Below are 14300 nucleotides of genomic sequence, written 5' to 3'. Positions count from 1 at the left end.
GGGCCCTCGTGGCCGAGGCGTACATCATCGAAGCTGTGCGGACCCCGGCGGGACGGCGCGGCGGCGTGCTGAGCCACGTGCACCCGGCCGATCTCGGCGCGCACGTGATCACCGCGCTGCTCAACCGGGTCGACGTCGACCCGACCGACGTGGACGACGTGGTGTTCGGCTGCGTCGACACGGTCGGGCCGCAGGCGGGGGACATCGCGCGCACGGCATGGCTCGCGGCCGGGTTCCCCGAGCAGGTGCCGGGGGTGACGGTCGACCGGCAGTGCGGTTCCAGCCAGCAGGCCGTGCACTTCGCGGCGCAGGCGGTGATGAGCGGGACGGCCGACTTCGTGGTCGCGGGCGGCGTGCAGAACATGTCGCAGGTGCCGATCGGGTCGGCCATGACGGTCAACCCGCACGCCGGCTGCCAGGGCTGGCAGCACCGCTACGGCGACGAGGAGGTCAACCAGTTCCGCTCGGCCGACCTGATCGCGGTGCGGTGGGACCTGTCGCGCCGGGAGATGGAGGAGTTCGCGCTGCGGAGCCACCTGCGGGCGTTGACGGCGATCAAGGAGGGCCGGTTCGACCGGGAGATCGCACCGGTCGACGGGGTGGTGCACGACGAGTGCCCGCGACCGGACACGAGCGTGGAGAAGATGGCGGCGCTCAAACCGCTGCGGCCCGACGGGCGGACGACGGCGGCGTTGTCGAGCCAGATCTCCGACGGTGCCTCGGCGGTGCTGGTGGCGTCGGAACGGGCCGTGCGCGAACGCCGGTTGACCCCGCGGGCCCGCGTGCACCACCTGTCGGCGCGCGGGTCCGACCCGATCTACATGCTGACCGCGCCGATCAGGGCGACGAGGTACGCGCTGGAACGGACCGGAATGTCCATTGCGGACATCGACCTGTTCGAGGTCAACGAGGCGTTCGCGTCGGTGCCGCTGGCATGGGCCAAGGAGCTGGGCGTCGACCTGGCGAAGGTCAACGTCAACGGGGGAGCGCTCGCGCTGGGCCACCCGATCGGCGCGACCGGCACGAAGCTGTTCACGACGTTGCTGCACGAGCTGGAGCGCACCGGCGGCCGGTTCGGGTTGCAGACGATGTGCGAGGGCGGCGGTCAGGCGAACGTGACGATCATCGAACGACTCGGGTGAGGTCGCCGATGATCGCCTCGGCGTCGGTGACGATGCCGGAGATCAGCTCGGCGCAGGTCGGCAGGTCGTCGAGCAGCCCGACGACCTGACCGGAGGCGAGCACGCCGGCGCCGGTCCGGCCCTCGACGAGACCGGCGCGCAGCAGCATCGGCGTGTTCGCGGCCATGACGACCTGGGACCAGGTGAGGTCCCTGCCGTGCTTCAGCGCCAGGCCGTCGCGGAGCATCGCGCGCCAGGACAGGCCGGTGTGGGAGCGGAACCTGGCCGCGTTGGTCAGCGCTCTGACCAGGCTGCTGACGCGGCCGGACCGTTCGAGGTGGTCGACGAGGTCGGTGCGCAGGACGCGGTGGGGCAGGCCGTCGACGCGGGTGGTGACGACCGTGCCGCCCAGGTCCCGGTGCAGGTAGGCCTGCTTGACGGCGTCCGGCACGGTGCTTTCCCGCGTGAGCAGGAACCGGGTGCCCATGGCGATGCCCGCCGCGCCGTACGCGAGGGCGGCGGCGAGGCCCCGGCCGTCGAAGAAGCCACCGGCGGCGATCACCGGGATGTCGACGGCGTCCAGGACGCTGGGCAGCAGCAACGTCGTGGCGACGCCGCCGGTGTGCCCGCCGCCCTCCCCGCCCTGCACGACCACGGCGTGCGCACCCCACCGCACGACCTTCTCGGCGTGCCGGGCCGCGCCGACCGACGGGATGACGACCGCGCCGGCGTCGGCGAGCTTGGCGATCATGTCGGGTTTCGGGGCGAGCGCGAAGGAGGCGACCCTCACCCGTTCGCGGATCAGCAGGTCGACGCGTTCGCCCGCGTCGTGCGCGTCGGCGCGGAGGTTGACGCCGAACGGTTGCGCGGTGCGGGCGCGGGTCTCCTTGATGGCGGCTTCGAGCTCGGTGCACGTCATGGTCGCCGAGGCGAGGATGCCGAGGCCGCCCGCTTCGGCCGTGGCGGACACCAGCCGCGGTCCGGCGACCCAGCCCATCCCGGTCTGCACGACCGGGTGGCGCACGCCGACGAGCTCGGTCAGCGCGGTTCTCACCGGACCTCCCTCTCCCGCTCGGCGTCCGGGTCGAGCCGGGTGCGGATCAGCTCCAGCTCCTCGCCGGTGGGCAGGCGGGTCTCGGTGACGTCGCCGGCGGTGAGCGGGAACGACGTCTGCTGCTGCACCTCGTCCACGGAGGCGCCGGGGTGCACGGAGACCAGCCGCATCGAGTGGTCCGGGGTGGCGAAGTCGAGCACGGCGAGGTTCGTGACCACCCGGTGGACGTCGTGGAACGGGCCGACCGCGCGGTCGTAGCCCACGCCGGAGACCACGTCGACCTTGTCGACGAACACCCGGGTGCTGTGCTTGGGCACCCAGTAGCTGGTGCGGTGGTTGATCGTGTTGCCGGGTGCGCCGCGGAACCCGAGCAGCTGCCGCGTGGGCCTGGCGTGGTCGCCGATCGCGGAGATGTTCTGGTTGCCGAACCGGTCGACCTGGTTCGCGCCCATCACGACGTGCCGGCGGCCGTGCGCGACGACGTCGAACACCTTCCGGTACGGCAGCCATCCCTCCACAGTGGACTCCGGTGTGAGCAGGAACGCCTCACCGTCGCTCAGCAGCAGGTCCGGTTCGGTGGTGAGCCGCGCGAGGCGGGCACCGAGCGAGGGGATGAGGCCCATCGGGCTGGCGAGCACCTCCCCGGCACCGGCGAACAGGTCGGCGCAGGCCACGACGCAGACCTCGGCACGCGTGACGTCGCTCATCCCAGGAACCTCCGGTAGAAGTCCGGCCACTGCTCGGGGTTGGCCGCTGCGGCGGCGTACTCGCGTTGCGCGGCCTCGTCACGGGGGTAGTCGGGCACGCAGCTCGTGAACCCCGCGCCGCCCGGTGCCTCGACGACGCCGTCGACCATCATCCGGTTGAGCAGCAGGGTCTGCGGTGCTCCGTCGAACCGCTCGACGATCCGCTCGCACGAGACGTACCGGCGGTCGGCGGCCAGGCAGAACAGGTCGTCGAAGTACGGGTCCGGCCCGAGGTACTGGGCGTTGCCGTGCCGGTCCGCGCGGTTGAGGTGCACGAGCGCCACGTCCAGCTTGATGGCGGGCATGGCGACGAGCTCCTCGCCGTCGTCGTAGGGGGAGCGGACCGTGCGGATCTCGGGCGCGCACCTGAGCACGTCCGACCCCAGCCCGGCGCGGATCGGCAGGAACGGCAACCGGTGCGCTGCCGCCCTGAGCCCGACCTGGAACATGCCCTCGTCCAGCTCCAGCACCGCGATCGCACCGGTCTCGCGCGCCCGTTTGAACCACGGGTCGTAGGCGATGGTGTCGAGCGAGACGAACCCGTAGACCAGTTTGCGGACCTTGCCGGCCGCGCACAGCAGACCGACGTCCGGGCCGCCGTAGGAGACGATCGTCAGGTCCTTGGCCGGTGTTGTGAGGAGCGCCTTGACCAGGGCCATCGGTTTGCGCCGCGAGCCCCAGCCGCCGATGCCGACGGTCATCCCGTCCTCGATCTCGCCGACGACCTCGTCAGCCGTCATTCGCTTGTCGCGCATGGTTCCCGTCCACGAAGGCCTGCCGGGCGCGGTCGGACGCCCCGGTGAGGTTCAGCTCGAAGGTGAAGCCCTGCTCGAAGCGGTAGCTCGTGTGCACCCGCTGCGGGTCGATGCCGTTGATCGCCTCCTTGGCCCTGCGGATCACCGCGGTGTCCTTCCGCGCGATCTCCCGCGCCAGCTCGCGAGCGGCGCCGCCGAGTGCGTCTCCGGGTACCACCCGGTACACGCTGCCGTGGTGGTGCAGCTGGGCGGCGGTAACGGTGGACGCCGTGTAGTAGAGCGCGCGCATGAGGTGCTGCGGCACGAGCCGGGCCAGGTGCGTCGCCGCACCGAGCGCACCACGGTCGACCTCGGGCAGGCCGAAGTAGGCGTCGTCGGAGGCGATGACGACGTCCGCGTTGCCCACCAGCCCGACCCCGCCGCCGAGGCAGAACCCGTGCACCGCCGCGATGACCGGCACCGCGCACTCGTACACCGCCCCGAACGCCTTGGCGCAGCCCCGGTTCGCCGCGACCAGCGCGTCGTACCCCGGCGTCCGCTGCATCTCCTTGAGGTCGACCCCGGCGCAGAACCCGCGGTTCTCGGCCCGCAGGACCACCACCCGCGCGTCCTCGTCCTCGCCCGCGGACGTGATCGTCTCGGCCAGCTCGAACCACCCGCGCGCCGGCAGTGCGTTGACCGGGGGGAAGTCGATGGTCACTTCGACGACGCCGCTTTCGGTGTGGCTGCTGGAGATCCCCATCGCGCCGCCTTCCAAACCAAGCGATTGCTTGGTAACTTAGCAGCGCCGGAGCGACCGGGGTAGGTGCGGAGTGGAACTCGACCTCGACGGATCAGTGGTCCTGGTGACGGGCGGAGTGCGGGGTGTCGGCGCCGGCATCACCCGCGCGTTCCTGGCGGCCGGTGCCGTGGTGGTGACCTGCGCCCGCCGTCCCGCCGAGGTACCGGGCGCGTCTTTTGTCCCGTGCGACGTCCGGGACGCAGACCAGGTCGCCGCGCTGGTGTCCTCGATCGTCGCGCGGCACGGCCGGCTGGACGCCGTGGTGAACAACGCGGGCGGTGCGCCGTTCGCCCTCGCGGACCAGGCCTCGCCGCGGTTCCACGAAAAGGTCGTCGAGCTGAACCTCCTGGCGCCGCTGCTGGTGTCGCAGGCCGCGTACGCCGTGATGCGCGACCAGGAGGGTGGCGGCTCGATCGTGATGGTCAGCAGCATCAGCGGCCGCCGTCCCTCTCCCGGCACCGCGGCTTACGGTGCCGCCAAGGCCGGTCTGGAGAACCTGACCGCCTCGCTTGCCGTCGAATGGGCGCCACGGGTCCGTGTGAACGCTCTGGCCGTGGGTCTCGTACGCACCGAACAGTCCCACCTGCACTACGGCGATGAAGCCGGTATCGCGGCGGTCGCGCGCACCGTGCCGTTGGGGCGTCTCGCGTCACCGGACGAGGTCGGCGCGTGTGCCGTGTTCCTCGCTTCACCGCTTGCTTCTTATGTCACGGGCGCGACCCTGCCGGTGCACGGCGGGGGAGAGATGCCCGCCTTCCTGGCCGCCGCCCAGACCGACGGGGGTTCGTCATGACGTTGTGCGAGGACCGGGTCGTGGTCGTCACGGGTGCGGGCCGCGGCATCGGCCGCGCGCACGCCTTGGCGTTCGCCGAAGCCGGTGCGCGGGTCGTGGTGAACGACCTGTCGGCTGAGGTGGCCGGCGAGGTGGCGGCTCAGATCGGTCCGCGGGCGGTGGTGAACACCGACGACGTGGGCACCTGGGCGGGCGCTCGCCGGGTGGTCGAGGCGGCTGTGGACGCGTTCGGCGGCGTGGACGTGCTCGTGAACAACGCGGGCGTCGTGCGCGACCGCATGATCGTGAGCTGCGCCGAGGACGAGTGGGACGAGGTCGTCCGCGTGCACCTCAAGGGCCACTTCGCACCCCTGCACCACGCGGCGGCGCACTGGCGCGCCGTGGCGAAGGACGGCGGCACGGTGTCCGGCCGGGTGATCAACACGTCCTCGGGCGCGGGCCTGTTCGGCAGCGTCGGCCAAGCGAACTACTCGGCCGCCAAGGCGGGCATCGCGGCGCTGACCCTGGTGGCGGCGGCGGAACTGGCCCGCTACGGGGTCACGGTGAACTCGATCGCCCCCGCCGCCCGCACCCGCATGACCGAGCACGTGTTCGACACGATGGCCGCGCCGGACCACGGCTTCGACGCGATGGCACCGGAGAACGTGTCACCGCTGGTGGTGTGGCTGGGCAGCGCGGAGTCCGGTGACGTCACCGGGAAGATGTTCGAGGTCGACGGCGGGCGGATCTGCCTGGTCGACGGGTGGCAGCGGGGGCGGGAGGCCGACAAGGGGGAGCGGTGGGCGCCGGAGGAGCTCGGGCCGGTGGTGCGCGACCTGGTGGCCGGCCACCGGCCGGTGCCGGTGTACGGCGCCTGACCCGCGCGCGGGTACAAGATCCGGTAGCGTCCTCCGCAACTCCTGGGAGGTGCGCCGAATGACTCACACGCTGGACGTCTGGTACCACCGAGCCGATGACGCCGATGGTCAGGACGACCCGGTGGAGGTCACCTCCGGCCCCGAACTCGAAGCCGTGCTGACCCACGTCCTCAACCTCGCGCAGCCGCACCCGGTGCGGATCACCGCCCGGGAACGCCCGGACGCGCTGGTCGAGCTCGTGGTCGCCCCGCTGGAGCAGGTCGGGGCCCTGCTGTTCCACAGCCCCGAGTCCCGTGCGCCTCGCCCCGCTGATGACACCTCCACCGGCGTGTACGCGACCCGCGCCGAAGCGCCCGTTCCCGGCGCCCCGACGCTCTACGTCGACACCGACACCAAGACGCCGTTCCCGACCGACGCGGCCCTGCCCGTCCCGCACCTGCTCGCCGCCCTGGAGGAGTTCCGCCAGACCGGCGAGCGCCCGACGTGCGTGGAGTGGCAGGAGACCCAGGTCTCCTGACCGGCGGCTCCGGCCTCAGTCGTACTCGACCTGGAACTCCTTGATCCCGTTCAACCACCCCGACCGCAGCCGCCGCGGTGCCCCGGCCTCCCGGATGTCCGGCATGTGGTCCGCGATGGCGTTGAAGATCAGGTCGATCTCCAGCCGCGCCAGGTTGGCCCCGATGCAGAAGTGGGCGCCGTTGCCGCCGAACCCCAGGTGCGGGTTGGGGTCGCGGGTGATGTCGAACCGCTCCGGGTGGTCGAAGACCTCCTCGTCGAAGTTCGCGGACGAGTAGAACAGGCCGACCCGCTGGCCCTTCTTGATCTCCACGCCGCTGAGCGAGGTGTCCTGGGTCGCGGTGCGCTGGAACACGACCACCGGCGTGGCATAGCGGACGATCTCGTCGGCGGCGGTGGCCGGGCGTTCGGCCTTGAAGAGCTCCCACTGGTCGGGGTGGTCGAAGAACGCTTTCATGCCGTGCGTGATGGCGTTGCGGGTGGTCTCGTTGCCGGCGACGGCCAGCAGCAGCACGAAGAAGCCGAACTCCTCCGACTTGAGGCCCGCACCGTCCACATCGGCCTGGACGAGCTTCGTGACGATGTCCTCGCGCGGGCACGAACGGCGGTCCTCGGCCATGGTCCAGGAGTAGCCGAGCAGCTCGGTCGCGGCGGTCAGCGGGTCGTCGTCGATCTCCGGGTCGTCGTAGGAGATCATCTGGTTCGACCAGTCGAAGATCTTGCGGCGGTCCTCCTGCGGGACGCCGATCAGCTCCGCGATCGCCTGCAGGGGCAGTTCGCACGCGACGTCGGTGACGAAGTTGCCGGAGCCCTTCTCCTTCGCCTCGGTCACGATCTGCTCGGCCCTCGCGCTCAGGGCCGCGCGCAGACCGTTGATCGCCCTGGGCGTGAAGCCGCGGGAGATGATGCCGCGCTGCTTGGTGTGCACCGGCGGGTCCATGTTCAGCAGCAGGAGCCGCTGCATCTCGATGCGGTCGCGCGGCAGGTCGTCGGCGAACCGGATGATCGCGGTGTTCTCCCAGCTCGAGAAGAGCTCGCTGTTGCGCGACACCTCCTTGACGTCGGCGTGCTTCGACACGACCCAGAACCCGTCGTCGGCGAACCCGCCCTGGCCGTGCGGGTGGGCGTTCCACCAGATCGGCGCGGTCTGCCTGAGCTCGGCGAACTCCTCGAACGGCAGGCGGGTCGCGTACATGTCGGGGTCGGTGAAGTCGAAGCCCTCCGGGATGCGCGGCTTGCTCACGAGCACCTCCTAGCTGTAACGCGTTCTAACCGATTCAAACACGGTTGTAGCTTGTGGTGAAGCCCCCATGCGGCCAAGCTGGTCAGCAAAAGGAACGTGTTCTAGTTCTTTGGCGAGGGGAGGCCCGCGTGGGGAGTCCGGTGATCGTGGGAGCGGTGCGCACGCCCATCGGCAAGCGTGACGGCTGGTTGTCCGGTCTGCACGCCGCCGAGCTCCTCGGTGCGGCACAGCGGGGTCTGCTCGACCGGACCGGAGTCGACCCGTCCGCTGTAGAACAGGTCATCGGCGGCACGGTCACCCAGGCGGGTGAACAGTCCAACAACATCACGCGCACGGCCTGGCTGCACGCCGGACTGCCGCGGACGACGGGCTGCGCCACCGTCGACTGCCAGTGCGGGTCGGCGCAGCAGTCCACCCACCTGGTCGCCGGCCTGATCGCCACCGGCGCGATCGACGTGGGCATCGCCTGCGGCGTCGAGGCGATGAGCCGGGTGCCGTTGCGGGCCAACATCGGCGACTCCGGGATGCCGCGGCCCGAGTCGTGGAGCATCGACCTGCCCGACCAGTTCGTGGCGGCCGAACGGGTGGCCGCCCGCCGCGGCATCGGGCGCGAGGAGGTCGACCGGTTCGGCGTCGCCTCGCAGACCAAGGCCCGCCGGGCGTGGGCAGAGGGGCGGTTCGCCGCCGAGGTGGTGCCGGTCAAGGTCGGGCAGGAGCTCGTCGACACCGACCAGGGCCTGCGCGAGACCAGCCTCGAGAAGCTGGCGGCGTTGAAACCGGTGGTCCCCGGCGGCGTGCACACGGCGGGCACGTCCTCGCAGATCTCCGACGGCGCCAGCGCGGTGATGGTCGTCGACGAGGCCTGGGCGCGGGCCCACGGGCTGCGGCCGCGGGCCCGCATCGTCACGCAGTGCCTGGTCGGGTCGGACCCGTACTACCACCTGGACGGGCCGGTGGACGCCACGAACCGGCTGCTCGACCGCAGCGGCATGAAGATCGGCGACATCGACCTGTTCGAGGTCAACGAGGCGTTCGCGTCCGTCGTGCTGTCGTGGGCGGCGGTGCACCGGCCCACCCTCGACCGGGTCAACGTCAACGGCGGCGCCATCGCGCTCGGGCACCCCGTCGGCAGCACCGGCACCCGGCTGATCACCACGGCGTTGCACGAGCTGGAGCGCAGGGACGGCACGACGGCGTTGGTCACGATGTGCGCGGGTGGTGCGCTGGCGACCGGGACGATCATCGAACGGCTCTAGATTGGGCGCATGGCCCGAACCGCCCGTCGCATGCACGACCTCCTCGAACCGATCTGCCTCGTCACCTACCTGGCGGACGAGGTCGGCGAGGAGTACGCCGCCGTCGGCCACCGCAACTACTGGAGCGGCTACTTCGCCAGCCGTGCCGCACCGCTGGGCCGCGTGCCGGCGGAGGTCGTGCACGCGGCGTTCTACAACTTCGGTCCCGGCGAGGCCGCGCGGCACATCCCGAGCGCGTGGGAGAAGATCCCGGCTGAGGAGTCCCTCGCCGCACGGGAACGCGGCAGCGTGGCCTCCCTGCGCCGAATCCTGGGCGACCTGGCCGGCGCGGAGGGCGTGCACCGGGCCGCCGACCTCACCACGAAGGCCGCCACGAGCGCGCCCACCGACGGCCGGGTCATGTACGCCGGGCTGCGCGCGCTGCCGATTCCGGCCGACCCGCTCACCCGGCTGTGGCACTCCGCGACCGTGCTGCGCGAGCACCGCGGCGACGGGCACGTCGCGGCCCTCGTCACCCACCGCGTCGGCGGCACGGAGGCGCACGTCATCAGTGCCATCGCGATGGGCGTCCACCCGCCCGAGTCGTTCGGCCGCATCCACCACCTGCCGCAGGAACGGCTGGCGGCGGTCATGGCGGGCCTGCGCGACCGGGGCCTGGTCGAGGACGGCCGGTTCACCGACGCCGGTCGCGCGCTGCAGCAGAGCATCGAGGCCCTCACCGACGAGCTCGCCGAGGCGCCCTACGAGGCCCTCACCCCGGACGAGCTCGACGAGCTGGTCACCGAGCTGGAACCGATCAGCGCGGTGCTCGCGGCTGCCGGGTCGCGGTGACCGCCCTGCTGCTCGACCGCCTCCACACCGCCGGACTGACCGACGTCACGGCCGTGGAACCGGTCGAGGGCGGCCTCGCGGCGGTCGCGGGCATCGCCGTCAGGGACCCGGGCCCGCCGCTGTTCGTGAAGTCGTTCGCCGACGTGCCCGCGGACGACCTGTTCGCGGCCGAGGCGGACGGGCTGCGGGCGCTGCGGGAACGCGGCGGGCTCACCACGCCCGAGGTCGTCCTCGTGACCCGCGACCTGCTGGCGCTGTCGGTGCTGCGCGAACGGCCGACCGAGGAAGCGTTCTGGGAGCAGCTCGCCCACGCGCTCGCCCGGCTGCACACCTCGACGGTGCACGACCGGTTCGGCTGGGAGCACGACAACTGGCTCGGCCGCTACCGGCAGGTCAACACCTGGACCGCCGACGGGCACGAGTTCTTCGCGCGGCACCGCTTGCTGCGCTGGCTGCCGGAGCGGCGGGTCAGGGCGGCGCTCGACGAACGCGACCGGCGCGCCCTGGAACGGCTCTGCGACCGGCTGCCCGAGCTGCTGCCGGCGAACCCGGCCTGCCTGACCCACGGCGACCTGTGGACCCAGAACGTCCTGGCCACCGCGGACGGCCGGCCCGCGGTGATCGACCCGGCGGTGTCGTACACGTGGGCCGAGGTCGACCTGGCCCACCTGTGGTGCTCCCCGCACCCGCCGGAGGCGAAGCGGTTCTTCGCCGTCTACGCGGAGCTGACCGGCCTGGACGACGACTGGCGCAGCCGGATGCCGGTGGTCCAGCTGCGCCAGAGCCTCGCCCTCATCGCCATGTTCGACCACGGCTGGGGCGCCGCGGACCAGGTCCGCGCCCTGCTCAAGCCGTTCCGGGCTGGGTGAACGTGGCCATCGCGCGCTCGGTCTCCCAGAACGCGCGCACCGACCTGATCAACCCGTCCTCGCCGGCGTTGTAGACGAACACGCCCTCGGTGTCGACGCGCGCGCCACCGGGCAGGAACGCGGAGATCACGCCGACGTTCGCGCACTCCGATCCCGCCGCGAACGAGTCGTGCACCGTGAACTCGAACCGCTCGACGTTGGCGATGGCGAGGTCCCAGAACGCGGAGATGGCCTCCTTGCCGTGGTGGCCCTTGCCCTCCGCGTCGAACATCGACGGGCCGACCGGGTCCTCGACCACCGCGTCCTCGGCGAACAGCGCGAGCCACTCGTCCTTCGCCCCGCGCGTCACGGCGTCCATCGACCTCCACGACGCCACCCGCGCCGGGGTCTCCGCCTTCGAGGCGTTCCAGGTCACCGCGGTCATGAGAACTCCTTCAGCACCTCGTCGGCGAACCGCCGCAACCCGTCCTTCTTCGCCTCCACCGACCCGTCGAACCCGACGCCGTGGAACAGCCACGGCAGCACGATCACGTCGGTCACGCCGATCTCCTCCAGCTGCCGGTACCCGTCGAGCCCGAACCGGTCGACGCACACCGCCTGGACCTCGAACGGCCGCTCGAACGCCCCGAGGTCCCCGAGCTGCGCGATCACCGACCTCAGCTCCTCGAACTTGATCATCGCCGAGGTCCAGCCGTCGCCGACGCGTGCCGCGCGCTTCAACGCCGCAGGGGAGTGGCCGCCGACATAGAACGGCACAGGCGCGGTCGGTGCCGGCGACATCTGCAACCGGTCGAAGTCGAAGTAGTCGCCGTGGTACTCGACCATCCCACCGCCCAGCACCAGCTTGAGCACGTCGATCATCTCGTCGACCCGCGGTCCCCGGTTCTTGAAGGGCACACCGCACCACTCGAACTCCTCCGGCGACCAGCCGAGCCCGAGACCGAGCCCGAACCGGTTGCCGGTCAGGTGCGCGACCGAACCGATCTGGCGGGCCAGCAGCAACGGGTTGCGCGAGCCGAGCTTCAGCACCTGCGTGTAGAAGCGGATGCGCGAGGTCACCGCGCCCATCGCCGCCGCGGCCACGAACGGGTCCACCCACGGCGTCTCGGCGTTCCACATCCGCGAGCCGTCCGGGGTGTACGGGTAGTCCGCGGACACCTCCTCCGAGAAGAACAGCGAGTCCGGCAGCGCGATCGAGGCGTACCCGCACTCCTCGGCGCACCGGGCCAGCTCGGTCAGCTGGTCGAGCGGGCTCATCGCGATGCCGACGGTGAACTTCATGCTGGCTTCTCCGATCCGACGACCCACATGGCGAAGAACTGCGACCCACCGCCGTACGCGTGCCCCAGCGCACGCCGCGCCCCGTCGACCTGGTGGTCGCCGGCCGTGCCCATGACCTGCATCGCGGCCTCGGCGAACCGCAGCAGCCCGGACGCGCCGATCGGGTTCGACGACAGCACGCCGCCGCTCGGGTTCACCGGCAGCCGCCCGCCGATCTCGGTCTCGCCGGCCTCGGTGAGCTTCCAGCCCTGCCCGGCCTCGGTGAAGCCCAGGTTCTCCAGCCACATCGGCTCGAACCAGGAGAACGGCACGTAGATCTCGGCCGCGTCCACTTCGGACAGCGGGTCGGTGATGCCTGCCTGCCGCCACAACGCCCGCGCCGCGTCCTGACCGGCCCGCGGGTTGACCTGGTCGCGCCCGGCGAACGTCGTGGGCTCGGTGCGCATCGCGGTGGCGTGGACCCAGGCCGCGCGCGACGACGTCGGCTCGGCGGAGATCACGACCGCGCAGGCGCCGTCCGAGGACGGGCACGTCTCGTCGTAGCGGATCGGGTCCCACAGCATCTGCGACGCCCGCACCGACTCGACCGTGATGCCGGGCTGCTTCAGGTGCGCGTACGGGTTCATGGCACCGTTGCGGCGGTCCTTGGCGGCGACCATCGCGCCGACGTGCTCGGGTGCGCCGGAACGGCGGATGTAGGAGCGCACGTGCGGCGCGAAGTACCCGCCAGCGCCCGCGTGCACCGGCATCGTGAACGGCGTCGGCACCGACAGCGCCCACATCGCGTTCGACTCCGACTGCTTCTCGAACGCCACGGCCAGCACGCGCTCGTGCACCCCGGCCTGGACCAGCGACGCGGCCACGTTCGCCGTGCTGCCGCCGACCGAGCCCGCGGTGTGCACGCGCAGCAGCGGTTTCCCGACCGCTCCCAGCGCGTCCGCGAGGAACAGCTCGGGCATCATCACGCCCTCGAACAGGTCCGGTGCCTTGCCGAGCACCACGGCGTCGATGTCCGGCCAGTCCACGCCGGCGTCGGCCATCGCGCGGTCGACCGCCTCGCGGCACAGGCCCGCCATCGACACGTCGAGCCGTTTCGCGGCGTGGTGCGTCTGGCCGGTGCCGACCACAGCTGCCGGTCGCATCTAGTCCCGCCCTTCCATCACGCAGACCAGGTTCTGCTGCAGCAGCGGCCCGCTGGTGGCGTGCCCGAGCACCTTCGCGGCCGTGCCGTCGTGCACCCGGCGAGCCGCCTCGCCGATCCGCGACAGGCCCGCCGCGAACATCGGGTTGCCGGCGAGCACCCCGCCGGACGGGTTGACCGTGCTGTCGCCGAGCCCGAGCGCCTGGCTCAGCAGCAGCTCCTGGTGCGTGAACGGCGCGTGCAGCTCGGCGACCTCGACCCCGTCCGCACCGGCCGCCTTGCCCGCGGCCACCGCAGACGGGGACGCCGTGAGGTCGCGCGTGCCGAACGACGGCGAGTCGACCCGGTGCTCGAACCCGGTGATCCACGCCGGTCGCTCGCACAGTTCGCGTGCCCGGTCACCGGCGGCCAGCACGATCGTCGAGGCACCGTCGGTGATCGGCGCGCAGTCGTGCCGCCGCAACGGGTCCGCCACGTACGGCTCGTCGAGCAGGTCCTCCGGTGACACCGGTCCGGACAGCTGCGCCAGCGGGTTCGACATCGCCACCGCACGCGACCGCGCGGCCACCTCGGCCATCGCGCGTTCGCTCCACAGGCCGTTCTCGATGCCCATCCGCGCCTGGATGCCCGCCAGACCCAGGGAGTCCGGCCACAGCGGCGTCACGACGTACGGGTCGAGCTGCATCGCCATGACCCGCCGCAGCTGTCCGGCCGACGACTTGCCGAACCCGTACACCAGGGCCGTGTCCACCTCACCGCACTGCAGCTTCACCCACGCCTCGTACAACGCCCACGCCGCGTCCATCTCGACGTGCGACTCCATGATCGGCGGGAACGCGCCGATGGCGTCCACGGCGGACACGAACGAGAACGCCCGCCCCGCCAGGTAGTCCGACGAGCCCGAGCACCAGAACCCGATGTCGGACTTCGTGAGGCCGAGCCCGCCGAGCACCTCGTGGAAGATCGGCACCAGCATCTCGACACCGTTGGTGGTGCCGTCGGTCTCGCGCACGCAGGGCGTCTGCGCGAAACCGACCACGGCGACGTCACGCATGC

General features: G+C 71.7%; 16 protein-coding genes. 7 read left to right on the top strand and 9 right to left on the bottom strand.

Features of this window, described 5'->3' with window-relative positions:
- The first annotated feature begins 8 nt into the window (after positions 1-8).
- Entirely contained in the window at positions 9-1142 is a 1134-nt protein-coding gene (locus AB0A63_RS12295; protein WP_360389061.1) for an acetyl-CoA C-acetyltransferase, read from the top strand.
- On the opposite strand, the gene AB0A63_RS12290 is transcribed toward AB0A63_RS12295, so the two are convergent.
- Genes AB0A63_RS12290 through AB0A63_RS12275 form a run of 4 tightly spaced genes read right to left on the bottom strand, consistent with a single transcriptional unit; the run spans position 1123 to position 4418 of the window.
- Positions 1123-2175, bottom strand: coding sequence for a nitronate monooxygenase (locus AB0A63_RS12290; protein ID WP_360389059.1), 1053 nt, complete (start codon positions 2173-2175; stop codon positions 1123-1125). The genes AB0A63_RS12295 and AB0A63_RS12290 overlap by 20 nt on opposite strands.
- On the bottom strand, positions 2172-2882 hold the full coding sequence (locus AB0A63_RS12285) for a CoA-transferase (RefSeq protein ID WP_360389056.1): 711 nt from the start codon (positions 2880-2882) through the stop codon (positions 2172-2174). Before AB0A63_RS12285 ends, AB0A63_RS12290 begins: the two co-directional genes overlap by 4 nt.
- The gene (locus AB0A63_RS12280; protein WP_360389053.1) at positions 2879-3676 is read right to left on the bottom strand and encodes a CoA-transferase; all 798 of its coding nucleotides are present in this window, start codon (positions 3674-3676) and stop codon (positions 2879-2881) included. The genes AB0A63_RS12285 and AB0A63_RS12280 overlap by 4 nt, the downstream gene beginning before the upstream one ends.
- Positions 3651-4418, bottom strand: a complete 768-nt coding sequence (locus AB0A63_RS12275; protein ID WP_360389050.1) for an enoyl-CoA hydratase family protein — start codon at positions 4416-4418, stop codon at positions 3651-3653. Before AB0A63_RS12275 ends, AB0A63_RS12280 begins: the two co-directional genes overlap by 26 nt.
- Positions 4419-4488: 70 nt before the next feature.
- Between AB0A63_RS12275 and AB0A63_RS12270 the strand changes: the two genes are divergently transcribed.
- From AB0A63_RS12270 to AB0A63_RS12260, 3 genes are read left to right on the top strand one after another with little or no spacing between them, the layout of a single operon-like run.
- Positions 4489-5250, top strand: a complete 762-nt coding sequence (locus AB0A63_RS12270; protein ID WP_360389047.1) for an SDR family oxidoreductase — start codon at positions 4489-4491, stop codon at positions 5248-5250.
- Positions 5247-6107: an SDR family oxidoreductase gene (locus AB0A63_RS12265; protein ID WP_360389044.1), complete on the top strand. Its 861-nt coding sequence runs from the start codon at positions 5247-5249 to the stop codon at positions 6105-6107. Before AB0A63_RS12270 ends, AB0A63_RS12265 begins: the two co-directional genes overlap by 4 nt.
- Before the next feature lie 58 nt (positions 6108-6165).
- Entirely contained in the window at positions 6166-6624 is a 459-nt protein-coding gene (locus tag AB0A63_RS12260; protein ID WP_360389042.1) for an Imm1 family immunity protein, read from the top strand.
- Between the two features lie 15 nt (positions 6625-6639).
- Here AB0A63_RS12260 and AB0A63_RS12255 read toward each other — a convergent pair whose 3' ends face one another.
- Positions 6640-7866, bottom strand: coding sequence for a cytochrome P450 (locus AB0A63_RS12255; RefSeq protein WP_360389039.1), 1227 nt, complete (start codon positions 7864-7866; stop codon positions 6640-6642).
- Between the two features lie 128 nt (positions 7867-7994).
- On the opposite strand from AB0A63_RS12255, the gene AB0A63_RS12250 reads away from it, so the two are divergent.
- Genes AB0A63_RS12250 through AB0A63_RS12240 form a run of 3 tightly spaced genes read left to right on the top strand, consistent with a single transcriptional unit; the run spans position 7995 to position 10822 of the window.
- Positions 7995-9122 (top strand): steroid 3-ketoacyl-CoA thiolase, encoded by a 1128-nt coding sequence (locus tag AB0A63_RS12250; RefSeq protein ID WP_360389037.1) that lies wholly within the window; start codon positions 7995-7997, stop codon positions 9120-9122.
- Between the two features lie 9 nt (positions 9123-9131).
- Positions 9132-9953 carry a MarR family transcriptional regulator gene (locus AB0A63_RS12245; protein WP_360389034.1) on the top strand — a complete coding sequence of 274 codons (822 nt, stop codon included), beginning with the start codon at positions 9132-9134 and terminating at the stop codon, positions 9951-9953.
- Complete coding sequence (locus tag AB0A63_RS12240; RefSeq protein WP_360389031.1) at positions 9950-10822, top strand: fructosamine kinase family protein; 873 nt, start codon at positions 9950-9952, stop codon at positions 10820-10822. Before AB0A63_RS12245 ends, AB0A63_RS12240 begins: the two co-directional genes overlap by 4 nt.
- Here the strand turns inward: AB0A63_RS12240 and AB0A63_RS12235 are convergent.
- The 4 genes from AB0A63_RS12235 to AB0A63_RS12220 are packed head-to-tail and all read right to left on the bottom strand — an operon-like array spanning position 10800 to position 14298.
- Entirely contained in the window at positions 10800-11246 is a 447-nt protein-coding gene (locus tag AB0A63_RS12235; RefSeq protein ID WP_360389029.1) for a nuclear transport factor 2 family protein, read from the bottom strand. The two genes, AB0A63_RS12240 and AB0A63_RS12235, sit on opposite strands and share 23 nt — an antisense overlap.
- Positions 11243-12103, bottom strand: a complete 861-nt coding sequence (locus AB0A63_RS12230) for a TIGR03619 family F420-dependent LLM class oxidoreductase (protein ID WP_360389026.1) — start codon at positions 12101-12103, stop codon at positions 11243-11245. The genes AB0A63_RS12235 and AB0A63_RS12230 overlap by 4 nt, the downstream gene beginning before the upstream one ends.
- On the bottom strand, positions 12100-13245 hold the full coding sequence (locus AB0A63_RS12225; protein WP_360389024.1) for a thiolase domain-containing protein: 1146 nt from the start codon (positions 13243-13245) through the stop codon (positions 12100-12102). Before AB0A63_RS12225 ends, AB0A63_RS12230 begins: the two co-directional genes overlap by 4 nt.
- Positions 13246-14298, bottom strand: a complete 1053-nt coding sequence (locus AB0A63_RS12220; RefSeq protein WP_360389021.1) for a thiolase domain-containing protein — start codon at positions 14296-14298, stop codon at positions 13246-13248.
- Between the last annotated feature and the right edge of the window lie 2 nt (positions 14299-14300).

The sequence above is a fragment of the Lentzea sp. NPDC042327 genome, assembly GCF_040647275.1.
Taxonomy (GTDB): Bacteria; Actinomycetota; Actinomycetes; order Mycobacteriales; family Pseudonocardiaceae; genus Lentzea.
Note: the sequence above shows the minus strand (reverse complement) of the source record. Positions and strands in the feature narration are given on the sequence as shown.